At 46.9% G+C, this 21,540-nt stretch carries 20 protein-coding genes and 1 other RNA gene; 20 read left to right on the top strand and 1 reads right to left on the bottom strand.

What is annotated here, in order from left to right:
* The first annotated feature begins 115 nt into the window (after window positions 1–115).
* From floA to rnpB, 20 genes are all read left to right on the top strand, one after another.
* The gene (gene floA, locus AC6CIF_RS06665; RefSeq protein WP_076211626.1) at window positions 116–1,126 is read left to right on the top strand and encodes a flotillin-like protein FloA; all 1,011 of its coding nucleotides are present in this window, start codon (window positions 116–118) and stop codon (window positions 1,124–1,126) included.
* A 13-nt stretch (window positions 1,127–1,139) separates the two neighbouring features.
* Window positions 1,140–1,739 (top strand): YqfB family membrane protein, encoded by a 600-nt coding sequence (locus tag AC6CIF_RS06660; protein ID WP_076211624.1) that lies wholly within the window; start codon window positions 1,140–1,142, stop codon window positions 1,737–1,739.
* Window positions 1,740–1,919: 180 nt separating this feature from the next.
* A complete protein-coding gene (yqfC, locus tag AC6CIF_RS06655; RefSeq protein ID WP_017687241.1) occupies window positions 1,920–2,213 on the top strand; it encodes a sporulation protein YqfC in 294 nt (97 codons plus the stop codon).
* Window positions 2,210–3,403 carry a sporulation protein YqfD gene (gene yqfD, locus AC6CIF_RS06650; RefSeq protein WP_076211622.1) on the top strand — a complete coding sequence of 398 codons (1,194 nt, stop codon included), beginning with the start codon at window positions 2,210–2,212 and terminating at the stop codon, window positions 3,401–3,403. The genes yqfC and yqfD overlap by 4 nt, the downstream gene beginning before the upstream one ends.
* A gap of 6 nt (window positions 3,404–3,409) precedes the next feature.
* Window positions 3,410–4,381, top strand: a complete 972-nt coding sequence (locus AC6CIF_RS06645) for a PhoH family protein (protein ID WP_017687243.1) — start codon at window positions 3,410–3,412, stop codon at window positions 4,379–4,381.
* A gap of 16 nt (window positions 4,382–4,397) precedes the next feature.
* Window positions 4,398–6,647, top strand: coding sequence for an HD family phosphohydrolase (locus tag AC6CIF_RS06640; protein ID WP_498198612.1), 2,250 nt, complete (start codon window positions 4,398–4,400; stop codon window positions 6,645–6,647).
* Window positions 6,648–6,865: 218 nt separating this feature from the next.
* Entirely contained in the window at window positions 6,866–7,363 is a 498-nt protein-coding gene (ybeY, locus tag AC6CIF_RS06635) for an rRNA maturation RNase YbeY (RefSeq protein ID WP_036674804.1), read from the top strand.
* A complete protein-coding gene (locus AC6CIF_RS06630) occupies window positions 7,363–7,734 on the top strand; it encodes a diacylglycerol kinase family protein (protein WP_498198611.1) in 372 nt (123 codons plus the stop codon). The genes ybeY and AC6CIF_RS06630 overlap by 1 nt, the downstream gene beginning before the upstream one ends.
* 257 nt (window positions 7,735–7,991) lie before the next feature.
* The gene (locus AC6CIF_RS06625; protein ID WP_076211616.1) at window positions 7,992–8,405 is read left to right on the top strand and encodes a cytidine deaminase; all 414 of its coding nucleotides are present in this window, start codon (window positions 7,992–7,994) and stop codon (window positions 8,403–8,405) included.
* 37 nt (window positions 8,406–8,442) lie between these two features.
* A complete protein-coding gene (gene era / locus AC6CIF_RS06620; RefSeq protein WP_076211614.1) occupies window positions 8,443–9,342 on the top strand; it encodes a GTPase Era in 900 nt (299 codons plus the stop codon).
* A 104-nt stretch (window positions 9,343–9,446) separates the two neighbouring features.
* Window positions 9,447–9,587 carry a YqzL family protein gene (locus AC6CIF_RS06615; RefSeq protein WP_082219141.1) on the top strand — a complete coding sequence of 47 codons (141 nt, stop codon included), beginning with the start codon at window positions 9,447–9,449 and terminating at the stop codon, window positions 9,585–9,587.
* A gap of 33 nt (window positions 9,588–9,620) precedes the next feature.
* Entirely contained in the window at window positions 9,621–10,373 is a 753-nt protein-coding gene (gene recO, locus AC6CIF_RS06610) for a DNA repair protein RecO (protein WP_047843778.1), read from the top strand.
* A 410-nt stretch (window positions 10,374–10,783) separates the two neighbouring features.
* A complete protein-coding gene (gene glyQ, locus AC6CIF_RS06605; protein ID WP_017687252.1) occupies window positions 10,784–11,671 on the top strand; it encodes a glycine--tRNA ligase subunit alpha in 888 nt (295 codons plus the stop codon).
* Window positions 11,664–13,739 carry a glycine--tRNA ligase subunit beta gene (glyS, locus tag AC6CIF_RS06600; RefSeq protein ID WP_498198610.1) on the top strand — a complete coding sequence of 692 codons (2,076 nt, stop codon included), beginning with the start codon at window positions 11,664–11,666 and terminating at the stop codon, window positions 13,737–13,739. The genes glyQ and glyS overlap by 8 nt, the downstream gene beginning before the upstream one ends.
* Window positions 13,740–13,968: 229 nt before the next feature.
* Window positions 13,969–14,436 (top strand): YaiI/YqxD family protein, encoded by a 468-nt coding sequence (locus AC6CIF_RS06595; protein ID WP_017687254.1) that lies wholly within the window; start codon window positions 13,969–13,971, stop codon window positions 14,434–14,436.
* 47 nt (window positions 14,437–14,483) lie between these two features.
* Window positions 14,484–16,304, top strand: a complete 1,821-nt coding sequence (gene dnaG / locus AC6CIF_RS06590) for a DNA primase (protein ID WP_124115984.1) — start codon at window positions 14,484–14,486, stop codon at window positions 16,302–16,304.
* 43 nt (window positions 16,305–16,347) lie between these two features.
* Window positions 16,348–17,487 carry an RNA polymerase sigma factor RpoD gene (gene rpoD, locus AC6CIF_RS06585; RefSeq protein ID WP_062835490.1) on the top strand — a complete coding sequence of 380 codons (1,140 nt, stop codon included), beginning with the start codon at window positions 16,348–16,350 and terminating at the stop codon, window positions 17,485–17,487.
* Window positions 17,488–17,671: 184 nt separating this feature from the next.
* Window positions 17,672–18,430: a tRNA (adenine(22)-N(1))-methyltransferase gene (locus AC6CIF_RS06580; protein WP_498198607.1), complete on the top strand. Its 759-nt coding sequence runs from the start codon at window positions 17,672–17,674 to the stop codon at window positions 18,428–18,430.
* Window positions 18,406–19,521 (top strand): Nif3-like dinuclear metal center hexameric protein, encoded by a 1,116-nt coding sequence (locus AC6CIF_RS06575; protein WP_498198606.1) that lies wholly within the window; start codon window positions 18,406–18,408, stop codon window positions 19,519–19,521. The genes AC6CIF_RS06580 and AC6CIF_RS06575 overlap by 25 nt, the downstream gene beginning before the upstream one ends.
* An 81-nt stretch (window positions 19,522–19,602) precedes the next feature.
* An RNA gene (gene rnpB / locus AC6CIF_RS06570) (RNase P RNA component class A) lies at window positions 19,603–20,012 on the top strand.
* A gap of 254 nt (window positions 20,013–20,266) precedes the next feature.
* Here the strand turns inward: rnpB and AC6CIF_RS06565 are convergent.
* The gene (locus AC6CIF_RS06565) at window positions 20,267–21,496 is read right to left on the bottom strand and encodes an aminotransferase-like domain-containing protein (protein WP_036615022.1); all 1,230 of its coding nucleotides are present in this window, start codon (window positions 21,494–21,496) and stop codon (window positions 20,267–20,269) included.
* Window positions 21,497–21,540 lie beyond the last annotated feature (44 nt).

Here is a 21,540-nt window from a genome sequence, read left to right as displayed (position 1 = left end):
CCACGTAGCTGAAGCTGCCAGCGAGGTGGTGCATTCTTTAATTTAGCAGCGGACTCATGAATGTCTTCTCAAGTGTTTTTATCAAAATCAAATTGCAAATGGAGGAAATTAAACAATGGAACCAACTATGATTACGGTTTTGCTCATTGCGGTAGTAGCCATCATCGTATTGAGCGTATTCTTCAGCTTTTTCCCGGTCATGCTCTGGATCTCGGCAATTGCATCCGGTGTGCGTGTTAGTATTATTACACTGGTTGCGATGAGACTCAGACGTGTAACACCTAGCCGAATCGTAAATCCGATGATCAAAGCCACTAAAGCAGGCATTCAATTGTCGATGAATCAACTGGAAAGTCACTTCCTGGCTGGTGGTAACGTTGACCGTGTGGTTAACGCTCTGATCGCTGCCCAGCGTGCAAACATTCCACTCGAATTTGAACGTGCTGCTGCGATTGACCTTGCTGGTCGTGACGTATTGCAGGCGGTTCAAATGAGTGTTAACCCGCGTGTTATTGAAACGCCTGTTGTATCTGCGGTGGCAAAAGATGGTATCGAAGTCAATGTTCGAGCAAGAATTACAGTTCGTGCGAATATCGATCGACTCGTCGGTGGTGCTGGTGAAGAAACAATCATTGCCCGTGTCGGTGAAGGGATCGTAAGTACCAACGGTTCAGCAGAAACGCATAAAGTGGTTTTGGAAAATCCGGATCTGATCTCTCGTACAGTTTTGTCCAAAGGTTTGGATTCTGGAACTGCCTTTGAGATCCTGTCCATTGATATTGCGGACGTGGATATCGGTAAAAATATTGGTGCTTTCTTGCAAACTGAGCAGGCGGAAGCTGACAAGCGAATTGCTCAAGCCAAAGCGGAAGAACGTCGTGCGATGGCTGTAGCACAAGAGCAAGAGATGAAAGCACGCGTTGTAGAGATGAGAGCGCGCGTTGTTGAGTCTGAATCGGCAGTACCACTTGCAATGGCAGAGGCTTTGCGTAGTGGGAAAATTGGTGTGATGGACTACATGAATCTCAAAAATATTGAAGCAGATACTCAAATGCGTAATACACTGGGGAAACCTGTTGAAGGTTCGAATTCCAACGATCAGGGTGATTCCAAAAACGGAAGATAGGCGGTGAGTGCATATGGGCCTATTCGAATGGATTTTTGATAACTTGTACATTGTGGCTGTTGTCGGTTTTGCGCTCTTCTCATTTTTGGGGAAAGCTGCCAAATCGGCTGATCCAAACAAAAAGCGTCCTGCCAGCGGGATGCCTACGTTTGGAGGCGGCGGTGATTCAGACCGGGAAGAACGCTCAAGAGACAATTCATCTCCGCAGCAGTCTTCCGGACATACAGATCCCCGTTATGATGAACAGTATGACGATCGGTACGAAGATGAACAATATGAGAATCAGTATGGTCAGCCATATTCGGAGCCTGCTCCTTCTTCTCCGTCCGCAAGTGACTATAAAAGTGAGAACTCTTTGAGCAACATGGAAAGCTCGCTTGAGCAACAAATGAAAGAAGTGGAACGACAGGAGCGTTTGATTCAAGAGAGATTAAATCGCTTCTCTTCTGCAAATAAACCTGTTGTGTCTGATTCCAGTTGGGATATACCCAACACCGATGAATCGGGAGCATCTCCGCTTCGCCCTGCCGATATTCGTACAGGTGTGTTGTGGGCAGAAGTACTGGGTCCTCCTCGTTCCAAACAGCCGTTTGGTACAAGAGGGAAACTGTAAACAAGTCTTCATAATGAACAGAAAAAGAGCCGTCTCTGGTGCGCAGAAAGCCGCCGGAGACGGCTTTTTCTCTGTTCTATCCTTTTTTCTCAACATTCGTCCCTAACACGCCCCGGAATTTTCATAAATTCATGAATCTGCGCATAAGTTGAACTGTAGAGGAAGGGGGAAGACCTTCGAATGACCCGGATCAGCCGCAAGCTGCGCAGATGGACCAGTGAAGTGTTGGATCTGCCGCAGGATGTGCTTTATGATATGCCACGGTTAACCCTGATTGGCAGTAAGCAACTGTATATAGAGAATCATCGCGGTGTCATCCATTTCACCCCGGATCGTATCGTGTTGGCTCTTTCCCAAGGCCAGTTGGAGATCAAAGGAACTGCCTTGGTGATACGTAACATTTTGCCGGATGAAGTAGCTGTTGAAGGAACGATTCTGGATATTCATATGAATGGAGTGGAGGGGAACGGATGAAGCAGCCCAGTCTGTATAAACTGCGGGGAGCAGTCCGAATCACGGTCACTGGGGGAGACATTGAAACATTAATCAACACGGTGGCAGAGCAGGGACTGGAAGTGTGGAACCTGCGTGCTCACGATGGACGCGTGGCAGAGATGAACATTCTGCTGCCGCATTTTTTCAGGTTGCGTCCTGTGTTGAAACGGACAGGCTGCAGGGTGAAAGTAACCCATCGCAGTGGTTTCCCCTTTTTTGCGGCCCGTTTATTGCGGAGGAAGTTCTTTCTTGGAGGGATGCTGTTTTTTGTGGCAGCTTTGTTTGCGTTGTCGTCCATGGTATGGAGTGTGGAGGTCAAGGGTAACGTCACCATTCCCACCGACGAGGTGCTTGCAGCAGCGAAGAAAGAGGGTATATACCCTTTCCAATGGGGGTTCCGCTTGCAAAGCCAAGACAAGCTCTCCAGGCAGCTTGCACTCGCTCTTCCGGATGTAACCTGGATTGGCGTGAGCAAAGAGGGGACAACCATCACCATTCAGGTCGTAGAATCGGCCCAACCAAAGCGCGAACCATTACTGAATCCCAGACATCTGATCAGCAAGTCAGATGCTGTTGTCACTCAAATCTATGCGGAGCAGGGACGCCCTGTTGTTCAGAAGGACATGCGTGTCAAAAAGGGTCAGGTATTGATCTCGGGGATTCTCGGGGATGAGGAGAACACCAAAACCATCGTTGCCAAAGGCGAAGTTCGTGGTCTGGTATGGCGTGAGTATCAGGTAGAGGTTCCACTGGTGCAAAAACATAATACAATGACAGGTGAGAGCAAAGAACGTTTTTACATGGTGCTGGGGAAATGGGCAATCCAACTGTGGGGGTACGGAAGTACACCGTTCAGTTCATTTGATACCGAGAGTAACCATAAACCATTGACGTGGCGATCCTTTACACTTCCCATGGGTTGGCTGACAGAGAAAGATCTGGAGACTCGAGAGCACGAGCAGCAACAGACGATAGAATGGGCCAGAACAAAAGGATTGGAAGGAGCAAGGAACGATATTATCGCCAAAAACGGCAAAGGAACAAAAATTATAAGTGAAAAAATTTTGCATGAGAAGAAAGAGAATGGTAAAGTTTATATGAAAGTCTTATTTGAAGTAGAAGAAAGCATTGCGGAAGAACTTCCGCTAGTCCATAGTCAAGGAGAATGAGGATATTTGTCAGAGCAAACACGCAGCATACAAATCTCCCTCCAGAGTGCGGGAGAGGGCCAATCTCTTTTTGGACCCCAAGATACTTTTCTTAAACTGATTGAATCCGAGATTCCCGCCCAGATTGCATCCCGTGAAGCGGAGATTGTGATTTTTGGCAACGCACAGCAGGTGGAATCGCTTGAACAATTATTTGATGTGTTACTGCAATTGATACGCAATGGATATGTGTTAACCGAGAGAGATGTGAAGTATGCGATTGAACTTGCCAAGGATATGCGGGCAGACCAACTATTGGACCTGTTCAAAGGCGAGATTACGACGACATACCGAGGTAAACCAATCCGTGTTAAAACCATCGGACAGAAGCACTATGTAACTACAATTAAAAAACGTGATATTGTATTTGGCATTGGTCCTGCTGGTACGGGTAAAACCTACCTTGCTGTTGTACTGGCTGTTGCCGCAATTAAAGAAGGCAGCGTCAAACGCATTGTACTCACACGGCCTGCTGTTGAAGCAGGAGAGAGTCTTGGTTTTTTGCCAGGTGATCTTCAGGAGAAGGTAGACCCGTATCTGAGACCGCTGTACGATGCCCTGTATGACGTTATGGGACAAGAACAGACCGCTAAGGCACTGGAGCGTGGCTTAATCGAAATCGCACCACTCGCCTATATGCGGGGGCGTACGCTGGATGACTCCTTCATCATTCTGGATGAAGCACAGAATACAACACCGGAACAGATGAAGATGTTCCTGACCCGTCTTGGTTTTGGCTCCAAAATGGTCATCACCGGGGACGTGACACAGATTGATTTACCGCGTGGTAAGAAATCCGGGCTTGTGGAAGCGAATACGATCTTAAACGAAGTTAACGAGATTGGATTTGTCTATTTTGCCGAGCAAGATGTTGTACGGCATTCTCTCGTCCAGAAAATTATCGTGGCTTACAACCACGCCGCAGAAAATCAAGCATAGAAAGGGATTGTCTAAAGTGACCTCGAAGGAACCGTCAAAAGGCAAATCTTTTCAGAATAAGGCTACAGGATGGAAGTATAGCGTGTGGGCACGCTATCTTCTGTTTTTGTTTCTGGTGATTCTTTTCTACGTGAGTCTGGCTTCCAAGCTGCTCCCTGAGCGGTATGATATTCAGGAAGGGACACGGAGTGAAGTGGACATTGCTGCGCCCATGCAGATTCCGAATAACAAGGCCACACTCAAAGCACAGGAAGAAGCTGCCGAACGGGTACAGCCGATATTTCAGATTGTCCAGTTGCGAAACGAAAATTTGATGACTACCCTGCTTGACCGTGTAGATCGATTAAATCAGGATGATCAGATATCAAGTCAGGACAAGATTGATATTTATCGGGATGAAATTCCGCAGCGCCAGAAGGATTTTGTGACCAACTATATCAATAATAATCGGAAAGCCGGTACATACTCCGAGACTCTTTTGGAAGAGATCAGAAATGTGATACAGGAGCAAAGCTACCGTATTCCCGAAGAAACCTACATCAAAATCTCACGTCTGACATCGGATGATATCCAGGAGATGAAACCAGTTGCGAGGGATATTGTTGCCCGGTTAATGACGGATCAGATCAGCGATGCAACCACTGCCCGTGCCAAAGTTGCCGAGATGGTGAGTGTCAGCTCTCTTGGTAAGCGTACGCAACGTGAGGTCGTGCAAGAGCTTGCTCGCCTCGTGGTGACCGCTAACCGCTTCTACGATGAAGAGGGAACCAAGGAAGCCAAAGTTCAGGCGCGTGAGAACACGCAAACTGTCTTTATCAAGCAAGGGGACACATTAGTGGCCAAGGGTGAGATGATCACCCCGGAGATGTATACTTTGCTGGATGAGAATGATTTGCTGAAAAATGAAGTGAACTACTGGCCACAGCTTGGTCTGCTTATGTTTTCCTGCCTGTTGTCAGCAGCAATTCTGATGTATATTCAGCAATGCAGCGGAACGCATTTCAAATATAATAATGCGCAGCTGTTGATGCTTGTTCTCATTTTTATTATTACAATTGTGGTTATGCATGTGACAGCGATTATCCAAACCAATGAGAGGTCTTATGTGGGCTTCCTTGCACCTGTTGCGGTAGGGGCGATGTTAATTGCCTTATTGCTGGATACGTCGCTTGCCTTTGTATGTTCGATATTGATCGGTATGTTATCCAGCATTATTTTGAATACGCATCAGGGTCAACTTTTTGACTTCGAATTAGGGTTCTTCGCTGTATTGGTTTCATTTGTTGCGATCTTCGCAACACATAAGGCTAGCCAGCGATCCACGATCCTGAAAGGGGCTATTATGGTCTGTTTGTTCGGGTCCATAGCCGTCTTCACCTTGGCTTTGATTGACTCGGGCGATTGGAATCGAACCACGACACTGTATGGCGTTGGGTTTGCATTTGCTGGTGGCGTGCTGACTGCCATACTGGTCATTGGGCTGATGCCATTTTTTGAAACTTCATTTGGCATTTTGTCAGCGCTCAAACTGGTAGAACTGTCTAATCCGAACCATCCGCTTCTGCGCAAGCTGCTGACGGAGACACCGGGTACCTATCATCACAGTGTTATGGTAGGGAATCTGTCCGAAGCAGCAGCAGAAGCCATAGGAGCTAACGGATTGCTCTGCCGAGTGGGTTCGTATTATCATGATATTGGCAAGACGAAACGCCCCATCTATTTTATTGAGAATCAGAACAATATGGAGAATCCGCATGATTCAATTGATCCGAAACTGAGCAAATCCATTATCGTTGCCCATGCGCGCGATGGGGTGGAAATGCAGAAGGATTACAAGCTGCCCAGACCTATTCGGGATATAGCGGAACAGCATCACGGCACGACATTTCTCCACTATTTCTATCACAAAGCACTGCGCCAGGCTGAAGAAGCGGGTGTTGAGCCTGATTTCACGGAAGAAGATTTCCGTTACCCTGGGCCGAAGGCTCAGTCCAAGGAATCGGCTATTGTTGGCATTGCCGATAGTGTGGAGGCTGCTGTGAGATCTTTGCGCAAACCGACAGTGGAGCAAGTGGAGTCCATGATTGAGAAGATTATTAAAGGACGATTGGACGATCATCAATTTAATGATTGTGACCTTACGATGCGTGAACTTGATATCGTCGCCAGAACATTAAAGGAAACGGTGATGGGTATCTTCCACTCCAGGATAGAATATCCGGAGGAGATTAAGAAACCAAAGCCGACCTCACCCGAAGCGGGCTAATTTAATGATAGTTCGTGTTCAAAAAGGTCGGTTTTCAGTACCGAGAAGATGGGATGAAGCTAGAAATGGAGTAGCGGAGCGTAGGGAAAACTACGTGAGCAACGGACATTTCGGCTGAATTCCATATTCGATGCTGATGATGCCCCTAGGCATCTCTCGTAATCAAAAGCGGGCTTTTTGAACAACCTCTAATATGAGTAGACAGGAGTTATGAAGGAATGAGTCTTAATCTGGCATGGAATAATGAACAACAGGATAAAGAAATTACAGAACCAATGATTGCAATGCTGGAACAGTTGCTGAATCTCGCCGGAGAAGCGGAAGGTGTTGCAGACGGAGAAGTGGCTCTGACTTTTGTAAACGATGAGCAGATCCATGAGTTGAACCGTGATTATCGCGGCATTGATCGTCCTACGGATGTACTGTCTTTTGCGATGAACGAAACGGTGGATGAAGAGCTCGATATTATCTATGAGCTGGACGAAGATGAAGAAATGGAAGAAATGCCGGATGTTCTTGGAGACATCATCATTTCCGTACCACGGACCATCCTGCAAAGTGAAGAGTATGGACACTCATTTGAACGTGAACTTGGTTTTCTGTTTGTCCATGGTTTCTTGCACCTGCTCGGATACGACCATCAGGATGAAGCAAGTGAGGCTGAAATGATGGGCAAACAAGAAGCTGTATTGGCCCAGGCCGGGTTGACACGATAATGAAAAGGCGCTCCTGGGGTCTGGTATTCCGCAATGCTGCGGAAGGAATCGCATATGGGTTGCGGACTCAGCGTAATGTGAGAGTTCACACGGGAGTGGCTATTTTGATGTGTGTAGCCGGCTTTTTTTTCAGAATCTCAAGAACGGATTGGATGTTTGTGCTGACCGCTGTCTTTTTGGTCCTGGTGACTGAATTGATGAACACGGCTGTAGAGGCAGCGGTTGACTTGGCACACCCCCATATCCATCCGCTGGCAAAAGCGGCAAAGGATACCGCGGCCGGGGCAGTTCTGCTGGCTGCGGTATTCGCCGTCATTATCGGTAGTATCGTTTTCATTAAGCCCGTGATGAATTGGCTGGGTTTGTACTGATTTTGTTTTAACCTTGTTTTGATTTGATTTTAATACTACACACTAATATAAATTTACTTGATGCAAACACGATAACGGAGAGGTCAGAAAAAACCTGAAGAAACGGAGTGTGCGCCTTTATCCCCGGATTTCCCCTTATTAAAAGGGATTAAAAAAATCTGGGGATAACAGCGCTCGGAAGGTTGTTCTGACAGCGGAGTGTCCAGTGTAAATGCACTAGTTTGATTTTATATTGCACCCTAAGGGAGAGAATATTAATGGATAACGGTTTGTTAATGCAAGAAGCAATTAAGGCACGTACGAAAGCGTATACGCCGTACTCCCATTTTGGTGTAGGCGCGGCTTTGCTTGACAGTGAAGGTCATGTGCATCATGGTTGTAATATTGAGAATGCTGCGTATACACCAGGTAACTGTGCTGAGCGTACGGCGATGTTCAGTGCCATTGCAGGTGGGCAGAAGCCTCGCAGCTTCAAAGCGATTGCCATTGTGGGCGACACGGATGGTCCGATTGCTCCATGTGGTGTATGTCGTCAGGTGATGTACGAACTGTGTGAACCGGATATGAAAGTTATCTTGGGGAACATGAAAGGTGATCTGCAAGAGACCACCGTTGCTGAACTGTTACCTTGGGCTTTTGGGCCTTCTGATCTGAATTCTGCCAAAAAATAAACCAATATTCCAGGCCTAGGCGCCTGAGGAGGAACATATGAAAAAACAAGCATTCAAATCCGGTTTCGTAGCCATTATTGGACGTCCAAATGTAGGTAAATCCACACTGATGAACCAGGTGATCGGACAGAAAATTGCGATCATGTCGGACAAGCCACAAACCACACGTAATAAAATTCATGGTGTGTATACATCCGAACATCAGCAAATCGTTTTCCTGGACACACCGGGTATTCACAAACGTCAATCCAAACTTGGCGATTACATGAACCAGACTGCTCTGAACACACTTGGAGAAGTAGAAGCAGCGTTGTTCCTGATTGATGCTTCGGAAGGCATGGGTGGCGGTGACCGTTATATTGCGGAACAGTTGAAAAATATTCGTACGCCTGTCATTCTTGTCATGAATAAAATTGACAAAATTGAGCCGGAAGCACTGCTTCCACTCATTGAGACGTATCGCAAGCTTCACGATTTCGCTGAAATCGTTCCTGTCTCTGCCATGCTTGGCAGCAACGTCAGCACGTTGCTGGAACAGCTCGGCAAGTATTTGCCTGAAGGTCCACAGTACTATCCTGATGACCAGGTTACTGACCATCCGGAGCAGTTTGTATGTGCCGAGTTGATACGTGAGAAAATTCTGCAAATGACTCGTGAAGAAGTGCCTCACTCCATCGCTGTAACGATCGAAGATATGAAAGTGCAGGATAATGGTGTCGTTTATATCTCGGCCGTCATTTTTGTGGAACGGGACTCACAAAAAGGTATCATTATCGGCAAGCAAGGTGCCCTTCTGAAAGAAGTGGGTAAACGAGCTCGACATGACATTCAGAATTTGCTTGGCTCCAAAATTTTCATGGACCTGTGGGTTAAAGTGAAAAAAGACTGGAGAAATCAGGATAGAGTTCTGCGTGACCTTGGCTTTGGCCGCGACTAATCGTCGGAATTGTATCCAGTAATTGCAACACATAGTTTACCTTGCAAGACTCCATCCTATTTGGTAGATGCAGACGTCATTTCCGAAGAGAGGATGAAATTCCGATGCGAGATTTTTCGTGGAAGGTTTTTGCGATGACGGGGGATGTGGAGTCCTATTTGTTATATACCGAGGCGTGTAACTCGTTAGGACAGGAGTCGGAGAATGCAAGGGAAGTGATTGAAGATGAAGAAGCCGAAGGATAATTGGCTGATTCGGGAATGGTTAGGTGACGAGGCATGCTATACAGGGTGGAAGGGATTGTCATCCGCAGCATGGACTACGGCGAAGGGAACAAAATCATTACGCTTTGCACCGAAAGCGGCGGGAAAGTAGGGGTACTCGTCCGCGGTGCCAAAAAGCCCAAGAGCCGACATGCTGCACTGGTGCAGCCGTTTACGTATGGTCAATATGTATATTTTCGCAATACAGGTCTAGGCACACTGAACGCTGGAGAAATTGTTGAATCTTATCATGAGTTGCGTGAAGATCTGGTCAAGGCCTCATATGCTTCTTATGCGTGTGAACTATTGGATCGGGTGCTTCAGGATGAAGAGACAGGTACATTTTGGTTCAAACAGTTAAAGGCGTGTTTGCAGGCGTTGAAGGAAGAGAAAGATCCGGTTGTTATTACAAGTCTGTACGAAATGAAAATATTACAGGCATCCGGATATGGTCCACAGTTCGATGAGTGCATCTCATGCAATCAGGAGCGACCAGATGAGCAGTTGTTTATAAGTCCCAGACTTGGTGGCGTCTTGTGTCGAGCATGCAAACATTTCGATCCTCCAGCGATGTCAGTTAGTCCAAAGGCTCTGAAGTTGTTGCGTTTGTTCGCGCAGTTGGATCTGCAACGCTTGGGGAATATATCAGTGAGTGAGTCTACCCGTGATGAGATCAAAAAGTTGATGCGTGCTTTTATGGATCATCAACTCGGTCTGAATCTTAAATCCCGTTCTTTCCTCGATCAGATGGAGAAGTACGGGATTTGAGGCGTTTTGGTGGAAGCGAAACTATATCTTGACTTCATACTAGATTTTATATATTATGAAATATAATTTCTCTTTATGAGACATGCATTGAACGAGAAAGTAAAAGACTGGATTTATTGCATTTATGGAGACAAGTCGTTGTATAACACTTGACAATCATGAATGAGCGAGCCGGGGATGGTGGGAGCCTGGCTGAATCGGTCTTTGAAACGGCACTCGGGAGCATGAATGGACACGGAAAAGTGGGCTGGAACGAACAGGATCATCCTGTTTGATCTAAGCCAAGTAGGGTGGAACCGCGGGAATAGCTCTCGTCCCTACGTCTGTACAACAGGCGTAGGACGGGGGCTATTTATTGTTGTCTTCACCGTCCTAAGCTTGCTAACAAACCATTGAAAAGGAGCATGATTATGAATTTTCAGCAGATGATTCTAACGCTGCAACAATTCTGGGCCGAGCATAACTGTATTATTGTCCAGCCATACGATACGGAAAAAGGGGCAGGTACGATGAACCCGATGACCTTTTTGCGTTCGCTTGGACCCGAACCTTGGAAAGTGGCCTATGTGGAGCCTTCCCGTCGTCCTTCGGACGGACGTTATGGTGAGAACCCTAACCGGCTGTACCAGCATCATCAGTTCCAGGTAATCATCAAGCCTTCACCGGACAATATTCAGGAAATTTATCTGGAAAGTCTGAAACGTCTGGGCATTGATCCGCTCAAACATGATATTCGGTTTGTTGAAGATAACTGGGAGAATCCTTCCCTTGGTTGTGCAGGTCTTGGTTGGGAAGTATGGTTGGACGGAATGGAAATTACACAATTTACGTATTTCCAACAGGTTGGTGGAATCGAGACAAATCCGGTAGCTGTTGAAATTACGTATGGTATGGAGCGTTTGGCTTCTTACATTCAGGATAAAGAGAATGTGTTTGATCTGGAATGGGTGGAAGGTATCACTTATGGTGATGTATTCCGTCAGCCAGAATTCGAACACTCCAAATATACGTTTGAAGTATCTGATGTCAAAATGCTGTTTACACTCTTCAACATGCATGAAGAAGAAGCAAACAAGGCCATGGCGCAGCATCTGGTATTCCCGGCATATGACTATGTGCTGAAATGTTCCCACACGTTCAACCTGTTGGATGCACGTGGGGCTATCAGTGTAACGGAACGTACGGGTTACATTACACGTGTCCGTAATCTGGCTCGCCAAGTCGCTGCAACATATATGGAAGAGCGTGAGAAGCTAGGCTTCCCGCTGATCAAGAAAGGGGGAGCCGAGCATGTCTAAGGATCTGTTGTTTGAAATCGGGCTGGAAGAAGTACCTGCACGCTTTATGCGCGCAGCAATCGCACAGCTGCAAGAGCGTGTCGTGAAATGGCTTGATTCATCCCGCATTGCTTATGGTGAAGTGAATGCATATGCTACACCGCGCCGTCTGGCTGTTTTGATTCAAAATGTGGCTGAAAAACAGGAAGATATCGAGGAAGAAGTGAAAGGTCCTTCACGCAAAATTGCCCTGGACGACAGTGGCAATTGGAGCAAGGCTGCACTCGGATTTGCCCGCAGTCAAGGTGTTGAACCGGACCAGTTTACGTTCAAGGAACTGAACGGTGTCGAATATATCTATGCAACGAAGAGCAGCAAAGGTGTAGAGACGGCTTCCGTGGTTGGCGAAGGATTACTTTCTGTATTACATGCCATGACGTTCCCGAAATTCATGCGTTGGGCTTCCTATGATTTCAAATTTGTACGTCCAATCCGCTGGATTGTGGCTTTGTTTGGCAGTGAAGTTATCGAGCTTGAAGTGGCCGGAGTGAAGTCTGACAATGTCACACGCGGGCATCGTTTCCTTGGCGATGATGTGGTAATTTCGAAGCCTGCCGTTTACGTAGAAGTCCTGCGTTCCGAACATGTCATTGTAGATATTCAGGAACGTGAACAGATGATTGTATCCCAGATTCAGGCACTGGCTGCTGAGAAAAAATGGGATATCGCGATTAAGGAAGACTTGCTGGAGGAAGTCCTGTTCCTGGTGGAAACACCTACCGTATTGTTCGGGACATTTGACTCCTCATTCTTGAATATTCCACAAGAAGTATTGATTACTTCCATGCGTGAGCATCAGCGTTATTTCCCTGTACTGGACAATGAAGGACAATTGTTGCCATTCTTCGTGACGGTACGTAACGGTGGAAGTGATTCACTGGACGTTATTGCCAAAGGGAATGAAAAAGTTCTGCGTGCACGTCTGTCTGATGCCAAGTTCTTCTATGAGGAAGATCAGAAGCTACAGATTAAGGATGCATTGTCGAAGCTGGAAAGTATCGTCTTCCAGGAAGAGCTGGGAACGGTTGGAGATAAAGTACGCCGTATTCGCAAGATTGCCGATGGACTTGCTGCCAAACTGCAAGTATCCGGTGATGTTGCTGAATCCGTTAGCCGCTCAGCAGATATCTGCAAATTCGATCTGGTGACACTGATGGTGGGTGAATTCCCGGAACTGCAAGGTGTGATGGGTGAGGATTACGCTCGTAAAGCTGGCGAAAAAGAAGAAGTGGCCAAAGCGGTATTCGAACACTATCAGCCACGTTTCGCTGGAGATCAATCTCCTGCTTCTCTTGTTGGTGCCATTGTGAGTGCTGCGGACAAAATGGATACAATCGTGGGTTGTTTCTCCATCAACATTATTCCAACGGGTTCCCAGGATCCGTACGCGCTGCGCCGTCAGGCTGCAGGGATTGTACAGATTTTGCTGGATCACAAGCTTCCGCTGACATTGTCAGACGTGTTCGGAGTAGCACTTCAAGTGCATGCACAGATGAACCTGTTGAAACGTGCAGATGAAGAGGTTCGTAAAGATCTGCAAGACTTCTTTGGTCTTCGTGTGAAAAAATTGTTGTCCGAAACTGTTCGCTACGACGTAGTGGATGCCGTAATTTCTTCGGGATTCGATGATATCAGCGCTGTGGTACCAAAAGGTGAAGCGTTGATGGCGGCTGTTCTGACAGGAGACGCATTCAAAACAACGGTTGAATCGTTCAACCGTGTAGGTAATCTGGCTGCCAAAGCATCCAATGCTTCCGTACATCCAGAACTGTTCACAGAAGATGGAGAACGTCAGCTACATGAGGCATGGAGCAAAACGAATGCAGAATATCGTCAGGCGTTGACTCAGCATGATGCTGCTGAAGCGCTGGCTATTGCATCTGCCTGGAAGGATGGTATTACCTCATTCTTCGATTCGGTCATGGTTATGGCCGAAGATGAAGCTGTTCGGGCAAATCGACTTGCCTTGCTCGCGGCTATTGATCGTGACTTGAAAGGATTTGCTGATTTTTCCAAGTTGGTTTGGTAATTGGGTGTATTTCATGAGTCCTTTTCCACGAACTTGGCGCAAAGCTAAAATTCAGTATTAAAGAAGGATATATGAGGGTATAAATATACGGAACGGGTTGTGAAATGTATTTTTTACAACCGCTCCGTATTTTAGCCTTTGATTTCCCTTGTTGTGCCAGAAGGATTTTGCCTGGCCGGGGTCGTATATAACAATATGCAGCTATTTTATGAAACCGGGTGGTCTGGGTTTGAGTGAGTTAAATATACGTCACATTGTTGTGGATGGTGATGCTTGCCCGGTCAAAACCGAGATTGCGCAAACCGCTCGCCTTTTCAACATCCCCGTATTGTTAGTCTCTTCATTTGATCATTTGCTTCAAGGAGGAGAAGGGGTACGAACCGTGCAAGTGGATCGCAGTGATCAGAGCGCAGACCTGTATATTGCTAATCATATTAAGCCATATGATGTGGTTATAACTCAGGACTATGGACTTGCGGCACTTGCGCTCGGCAAACGTTGTTATGTTTTGTCCTTTCGTGGTCGTGAATTCAACGATCGTGACATTGATTTCATGTTGGATTCTCGTCATACTGCGGCCAAAGCACGAAAAAGAGGCCATTACGGAAAAGGCCCAAAGCCTTTCACAGAGCAGGATCGAGAAATGTTTCAACATAAACTGACAAAACTTTTAAAAGATTTGCAGGAGAATGTGTAAGTTTATCGAATTATATTTACGTGTTGAAGAGATGAAGGTGGCCAGAGATGAGTACCGGACAAGGCGGTATACCCGAAAGTATTATTGAATCGGTGTTACAGCAGAATGATATTGTCGATACGGTGAGCCGATTTGTGCATCTGACCAAACAGGGGAAGTATATGAAGGGCCTCTGTCCTTTTCATTCCGAGAAGACGCCTTCGTTCACCGTTACACCTGAGAAACAAATTTTCTACTGCTACGGTTGCGGCACGGGTGGAAATGCCATCAAATTCAGGATGGAAATCGAAGGGTTATCCTTTCCCGAGGCTGTCAAAACGATGGCGGAAGAAAGTCACATCTCTATGGGGGACTGGCAAGGGCGTGAATCTGCTCATGTGAATCCGGAGACGGAACGTCTGTTGGAGGCTTATGAGCTTACCGCGAAGCTGTATCATTTTTTGTTGAAAAATACAGAGCATGGCAAGTCAGCCATGGAGTATTTACGCTCAAGAGGTTTTGGCGACAAATTGATCGACCAGTTCCAGATTGGTTTCGCACCAAATCGTTGGGACACACTGGTACAATTTCTCGAGAAACGTAACTATCCGCTCGAAGAGATGGAAAAGGGTGGACTTCTGTCACCGCGAAATGAAGGTCAGGGATATGTGGACCGATTCCGAGACCGGATTATGTTCCCGATTAATGGCAGGAGCGGTAAGCCAATTGCATTTGCAGGACGCATATTGGGAGATGGGCAACCGAAGTATCTAAATTCACCGGAAACCCGGTTATTTAACAAAAGCCGTGTTCTCTATAATCTGCATCATGCCAAAAATGCAATTCGCAAACAAAGACAAGCCATTTTGTTTGAGGGATATGGTGATGTCATCTCCGCATGGGATCAGGATATCCAGAATGGTGTAGCAGCAATGGGTACTGCGTTAACCGAGAATCAGGCCCTGATGCTCAAAGGCATGTGCGACGAAGTCATCATATGTTATGACGGTGACCGAGCAGGACAGGCTGCTGCACTCAAAAATTTCCCTATTCTTGAGGAAGCTGGATTGCAGGTCAAAGTGGCTCTCATTCCCGAGGGACTTGACCCGGATGATTTTATCCGGAAGCATGGTGGTGAACGGTTCCGAAACCAGATTGTGGATGGTGCCGTGACAACTACAAAATTTAAACTTATAAACTTAAAAAAAAGCCATATACTGCTAGAGGGTGGCGGACAAATCGCCTATTCGAAAGAAGCAGTAAAATTGATTGCACCCTTACCTTCTCCAACAGAGAGGGAAGTGTATCTTCGTGAACTGGCTGCAGAAGTGGACGTATCCTTCGAAACATTGAAGCAGGAGTGTAATGAAGAACGGGAGGCAATGAAAAATAACCTCCAGTACGGGGATAATAACCCGAAAAGGTGGAATAATGGTAGGCAACAAAATAGGCAGGTGCCTACACCGAATCTGTTGCCGGCTTATCACGCTGCCGAACGCAAACTGATTGCCTGGATGTTGCAGGATGATGAGGCTGCCCAGTACGTGAATGAGCATCTTGGTGAAGCTTTTAACTTGGATGATCATGCAGCTATTGCTGCTTATCTATATGCCTACTATGCGCAAGGCAAACCGTCGGATACAAGCCGTTTTATGTCTTCACTGCATGACGATCGCCTGGAAAAAACGGTCAGTTCAATCTCGATGATGGATGGTCCAGGTGAATGGAGTATTCAAATGCTCGATGATTGCATCAGGGAAGTGCTGAAGTATCCGCGTAAAAAAGAGTACGATTTGAAAAAAGAAGAAATGATTGCTGCAGAGCGGGCAGGTGATTCTGTACGCGCGGCACAGATTGCAATTGAAATGATTGCCCTAGAGAGACAGTGAACGTCTGATGATTAGATGTTTCTAGGGAGGAGGGAGTCGAGTTATGGCGAATGATCAGCATACTGAACTAGAAACAGAATTGACACTGGATCAGGTTAAAGATCAATTGATTGAATCAGGTAAAAAAAGAGCTTCGCTGAATTACAAGGAAATTATAGAGAAACTCTCTCCTTTTGAGCAGGATGCAGAGCAAATGGATGAGTTCTATGAGCAACTGAGCGATCTGGGTATCGATGTAGTGAATGAAAATGATGAAGAGGTTACACTTCGTCCTAGTGAAGATTCCGAGAACAACACCAGAGAGGGAGAGGACGAATTCCACTTTGATGATGATCTGAGCTTGCCGCCAGGTATCAAAATCAATGACCCTGTCCGTATGTACCTCAAGGAAATTGGTCGTGTGCCACTGTTGTCGGCAGATGATGAAGTACAACTGGCTAAACGGATTGAGAACGGGGATGAAGAAGCCAAGCGTCGTCTGGCTGAAGCGAACCTTCGACTTGTAGTCAGTATCGCCAAGCGTTACGTTGGACGTGGAATGTTGTTCCTTGATTTGATTCAGGAAGGTAATATGGGTCTGATCAAAGCGGTTGAGAAGTTCGACCACAAAAAAGGATACAAGTTCAGTACGTATGCTACATGGTGGATTCGCCAAGCGATCACTCGTGCTATTGCTGACCAGGCGCGTACAATTCGTATCCCTGTGCACATGGTGGAGACGATTAATAAGCTGATCCGGGTATCCCGTCAGCTGTTGCAGGAACTTGGGCGTGAACCGACACCAGAAGAAATCGCTGCTGAGATGGATCTGAGTGTAGAGAAAGTTCGTGAAATTACGAAGATTGCACAGGAACCGGTTTCTCTGGAAACCCCGATTGGTGAGGAAGATGATTCCCATCTGGGTGACTTCATTGAGGATCAGGAAGCACTTGCTCCGGCAGATGCTGCTGCGTATGAGTTGCTGAAAGAACAGCTCGAAGATGTATTGGATACACTGACTGAACGTGAAGAGAACGTGCTTCGTCTACGTTTTGGTCTGGACGATGGACGGACGAGAACGCTGGAGGAAGTCGGCAAGGTATTTGGTGTTACGCGTGAGCGTATTCGTCAGATCGAAGCCAAGGCTCTTCGTAAATTGCGTCACCCGAGTCGTAGTAAACGACTCAAGGATTTCCTCGAATAATCGAACTATGGGAGACTTTCCGCAAGACGCTTTAGCGGCGGCGGGGTCTCCTTTATTTTTAATTTAAGCGTCTTGATTTCTTGGTTTTGGAAATTCATCCTTGAAATGTTTTATTGGATTTTATTTTATCGCTTTTCCTTGTTCAATGCAAATCAATAAATTAAATGAATGGTGTAGGTGCTTCATGAAACTTTCGAATCGATTACAGCGAATACATGATCAAATTCCCGATGGCAGCCGCATGGCTGATATCGGTTCAGACCACGCGTTGCTGCCAGTAGCCGCAATCCGCAGTGGGAAAGCTGCAAGTGCAGTAGCCGGGGAAGTCAATCCTGGACCTTATGATGCTGCATGCAAACAAGTCAGTGATGCTGGCCTAAAAGAAAAAATAACGGTACGCCGTGGAGACGGATTGGATGTAATCTCTGCAGGGGAAGTGGATGTCATCACCATTGCAGGCATGGGTGGTGCCCTGATTGCCTCTATTTTGGACCGAGGTTTATCCAAACTGGAAGGCGTCCAGTTACTTATTTTGCAACCAAATGTGGGAGAGGATCTCCTCAGACGCTGGTTGTTGGAGCATCACTGGGTGGTTGTAGCAGAACAATTGCTCGAAGAAGATGGCAAGATCTATGAGATTATAACGGCGATGCCACAATCCGTAAGCCCGATTGCCAATGTAGAGGTGTATCGTGCACGTCCGCTTCAAGGCGGGGCAGAATTAACGGAAGATTTGTTGCTACGGATGGGACCTTATTTGGTGGATCGTCCAACGGATGTATTTTTTGCCAAATGGGAAAGTGAGATCATCAAGCTGCAAGGGGTTGTAAACTCGATCTCCAAATCCGATCAGGATTCTTCCCGGGACAAGGCGGCTGAGGTAGAGCGTCTTATCGCAAACTTGAAGGAGGTTTTGGCATGTTTGCCAAAGGTCAAACTGTAATTCAACTGATGGAGCAACTCGCTCCCAAACATCTGGCTGTACCGGATGACCGCATTGGTCTGCAGCTCGGCAGTTTGCAAAAAGAAATCAGTCACGTATTAGTAGCTTTGGATGTGACGGATGAAGTGGTGGACGAAGCGATTCGTATTGGTGCCAACCTGATTATCGCTCATCACGCGATCATTTTCCGTCCGGTTAAGTCACTGAGTACAGATACACCTATGGGTAAATTGTATGAAAAGCTGATTAAGCATGATATTGCTGTCTATATCAGTCATACAAACCTGGATGTGGCAGAGGGTGGTATGAATGACTGGATGGCCGAGGCACTTGGCATCGAGAGTAAAGAATCGCTGGAAGATGTCCACACAGATCATCTGTACAAGCTGGCTGTGTTTGTGCCTCGTACCCATCATGAACATGTTCTTCAGGCCATTCTGGAAGCCGGAGCGGGGAGTATCGGTCAATATAACAAGTGTAGCTTCAACACGGAAGGTACAGGAACGTTTGTACCTGGTGAAGGGACTCAACCGTTTATCGGTACTCAAGGGCAGATGGAACGTGTGGAAGAAATGCGGATTGAGACCATCGTACCCCAAAGTCTGCGCAGTAAGGTCGTTCAGGCGATGCTAAAGGCTCATCCGTATGAGGAAGTGGCCTACGACCTCTATGCAATGGATTTAAAGGGCCGTACGCTTGGTCTGGGACGCTTGGGACCCCTTAGGGAGCCTAAGACATTAGGTGAGCTTGTGGAGGTTGTGAAGACCCAATTCAATGTGCCTCATGTGCGTGTAGTAGGAGATCTGAACAAGCAGATCAAAAAAGCAGCGGTTCTTGGCGGCTCTGGCAGCCGTTACGCGCTGACTGCCCGCTTCAAAGGTGCGGATGTTATTGTGACCGGAGATATTGATTATCACACGGCTCATGATGCGTTAATGGCAGGTATGTGTATCATCGACCCTGGACATAATTCCGAGAAGGTTATGAAACCAAAAACAGCGGATTGGCTTCGTTCCCGTTTGGAAGAAAAACGATATGATACGCAAGTTACAGCTTCAGAGGTAAATACGGAAGTATTCCAATTTATCTAAAAAACCTTTGCTATGTGGTTTCCAGTAATATTAAGCTTGTCTGGGAACCTAAATGCCTGTATACTATGTAATGTTGTTCGGAAAGCTTGACAGACAATCGCTGGTGGCCTTTGTTGCCACGAGAGGAAAGTCCGGGCTCCACAGGGCAGGATGCTGGATAACGTCCAGTCAGCGCGAGTTGAAGGATAGTGCCACAGAAATGGACCGCCGATGGCCGGATTTTCCGGCACAGGCAAGGATGGAACCGAGGTGTAAGAGACCCCGAGGAACGCTGGTGACTTCGTTCCTGGTAAACCCCATCTGGAGCAAGACCTAATGGGACACAGCCGCCTTTTCGGAGGAGGCAACCTTAGCCCGAGGTGTGTCTAGGTTGGTCGCTTGAGCTGTGCAGCAATGTATGGCCTAGATAGATGATTGTCGCTTCTGGTGGGAGGGTAGTTCCCGTATGAACCACGAAGAGCACAGAACCCGGCTTACGGTAAGCTTTCCTAACTACAACAACACTATTGCAACACAATGTAGTCCACCTATCAGTCAAGGACAAACTCGTATGAATCATCCGATGGCCTGACTGATCAGAAGGACCCATGAACATCTGAAAAAACATAACTCCTGTTTATAACAGGTTCTATAAAAATAAGGCGGCAGTTCCGAGATTCCGGGTCTGCCGCCTTATTTTTATTTCTCATATCAAGTTATTAACCTTCATACGCTAATGGAATAGTCAAACGTTTATGACAGTTCATTACAGTGTAACAACACTGTCCGATGTTAAGGAAGCATGCCAACGTTGGATGGCGCGATCCATTCTTTCCACGGCTTCCGGAAGAAGCTCAGGGTCCGTATGAGTAAAGTTGATTCGCATGCGGTTTAACTCTGGTGTACCTGCATAAAAGGAATCACCCGGGACAATGCACACTTTCTCCTGGATACCATAAGTGAACAGATTGCTTGCCAGCATGCCTTCAGGTAGTTGCAGCCACAAGAACATGCCACCTTGTGGTGAATTCCACGAGATGCCTTCCCAGGCTTTGGCTGCCATGAGAGTCGTCAGTGTTTTCATGCGTTGTTCGTAATCCTCTGAAATATGGCGGATATGCGCATCCAGATCAAAAGATTCAAGCAGTGCATGAAGCGCTCTTTGGTCAATACTGCTGGAGTGCAAGTCGGCACCTTGTTTGGCTCGTGCTGCCATTTTGACAATATCGGGAGCAGCCAGTATCCAGCCCGTACGAAGGCCAGGTGCTACCGTTTTGGAGAATGTACTGGTGTAGATAACGTTGGAAGGGCCGTCATAGGACACTGCATCCAGTTCTGCGAGTGCAGGGACATCCAATTGCTCCGGATTGAACCGAATTTCACCATAGGGATCATCTTCCAGAATGAGTACACCATACTTGCGGCACAGATCCACAGCCTGCTGTCTTCTTTCTCGCGACCATACTTTTCCCGTAGGATTGGAGAATGTTGGATTAATATAGACAAGTTTTGGACGATGCAACTGGAGCTGTTCCTCCAGAGATTCAGGTAACATGCCGTGATCATCACAGGCTACGCCGTGAGATTCAGCCTGATAGGAATGAATGACTTGCAGAGCAGCGAGGTAGGTTGGTGATTCAACCAATACGCGGTCACCCGGGTCAAGAAGGATGCGGCAAACCAAGTCAATGGATTGCTGTGACCCCGTAGTGAGAAGCATGTGATCGGGTGAAGCGGGAATGCCCTTGGATTCAAGACGTTCGGCAATTTTGGCGCGAAGAGGACGGTAACCCTCAGTCTCCGCATATTGAAGAGCGGCTGCTCCGCTCATAAATACTTTTTCATATGCAACGCGGATAGCTTCCAGCGGGAATGAAGTCTGGGCTGGTAATCCACCGGCTAGTGAGATCATTCCAGGTGCCTGAGCGGCCTGGAGCATGTCGCGAACGACAGAGGACGGGGTGTTTTGTGCCATTTTGGACCAAGGGATACTCATGTTATTCTCATCTCCTGTTATTCACTGTTATACTGATATTATAA

Source organism: Paenibacillus sp. GQ49 (genome assembly GCF_059759055.1).
Note: the sequence above shows the minus strand (reverse complement) of the source record. Positions and strands in the feature narration are given on the sequence as shown.

What these genes read in the sequence shown, in the direction of transcription:
- floA (WP_076211626.1), top strand. Translation starts at nt 116, where the DNA reads ATGGAACCAACTATGATTACGGTTTTGCTCATTGCGGTAGTAGCCATC.
- AC6CIF_RS06660 (WP_076211624.1), top strand. Translation starts at nt 1,140, where the DNA reads ATGGGCCTATTCGAATGGATTTTTGATAACTTGTACATTGTGGCTGTT.
- yqfC (WP_017687241.1), top strand. Translation starts at nt 1,920, where the DNA reads ATGACCCGGATCAGCCGCAAGCTGCGCAGATGGACCAGTGAAGTGTTG.
- yqfD (WP_076211622.1), top strand. Translation starts at nt 2,210, where the DNA reads ATGAAGCAGCCCAGTCTGTATAAACTGCGGGGAGCAGTCCGAATCACG.
- ybeY (WP_036674804.1), top strand. Translation starts at nt 6,866, where the DNA reads ATGAGTCTTAATCTGGCATGGAATAATGAACAACAGGATAAAGAAATT.
- AC6CIF_RS06630 (WP_498198611.1), top strand. Translation starts at nt 7,363, where the DNA reads ATGAAAAGGCGCTCCTGGGGTCTGGTATTCCGCAATGCTGCGGAAGGA.
- AC6CIF_RS06625 (WP_076211616.1), top strand. Translation starts at nt 7,992, where the DNA reads ATGGATAACGGTTTGTTAATGCAAGAAGCAATTAAGGCACGTACGAAA.
- era (WP_076211614.1), top strand. Translation starts at nt 8,443, where the DNA reads ATGAAAAAACAAGCATTCAAATCCGGTTTCGTAGCCATTATTGGACGT.
- AC6CIF_RS06615 (WP_082219141.1), top strand. Translation starts at nt 9,447, where the DNA reads ATGCGAGATTTTTCGTGGAAGGTTTTTGCGATGACGGGGGATGTGGAG.
- recO (WP_047843778.1), top strand. Translation starts at nt 9,621, where the DNA reads ATGCTATACAGGGTGGAAGGGATTGTCATCCGCAGCATGGACTACGGC.
- glyQ (WP_017687252.1), top strand. Translation starts at nt 10,784, where the DNA reads ATGAATTTTCAGCAGATGATTCTAACGCTGCAACAATTCTGGGCCGAG.
- glyS (WP_498198610.1), top strand. Translation starts at nt 11,664, where the DNA reads ATGTCTAAGGATCTGTTGTTTGAAATCGGGCTGGAAGAAGTACCTGCA.
- dnaG (WP_124115984.1), top strand. Translation starts at nt 14,484, where the DNA reads ATGAGTACCGGACAAGGCGGTATACCCGAAAGTATTATTGAATCGGTG.
- rpoD (WP_062835490.1), top strand. Translation starts at nt 16,348, where the DNA reads ATGGCGAATGATCAGCATACTGAACTAGAAACAGAATTGACACTGGAT.
- AC6CIF_RS06580 (WP_498198607.1), top strand. Translation starts at nt 17,672, where the DNA reads ATGAAACTTTCGAATCGATTACAGCGAATACATGATCAAATTCCCGAT.
- AC6CIF_RS06575 (WP_498198606.1), top strand. Translation starts at nt 18,406, where the DNA reads ATGTTTGCCAAAGGTCAAACTGTAATTCAACTGATGGAGCAACTCGCT.
- AC6CIF_RS06565 (WP_036615022.1), bottom strand. Translation starts at nt 21,496, where the DNA reads ATGAGTATCCCTTGGTCCAAAATGGCACAAAACACCCCGTCCTCTGTC.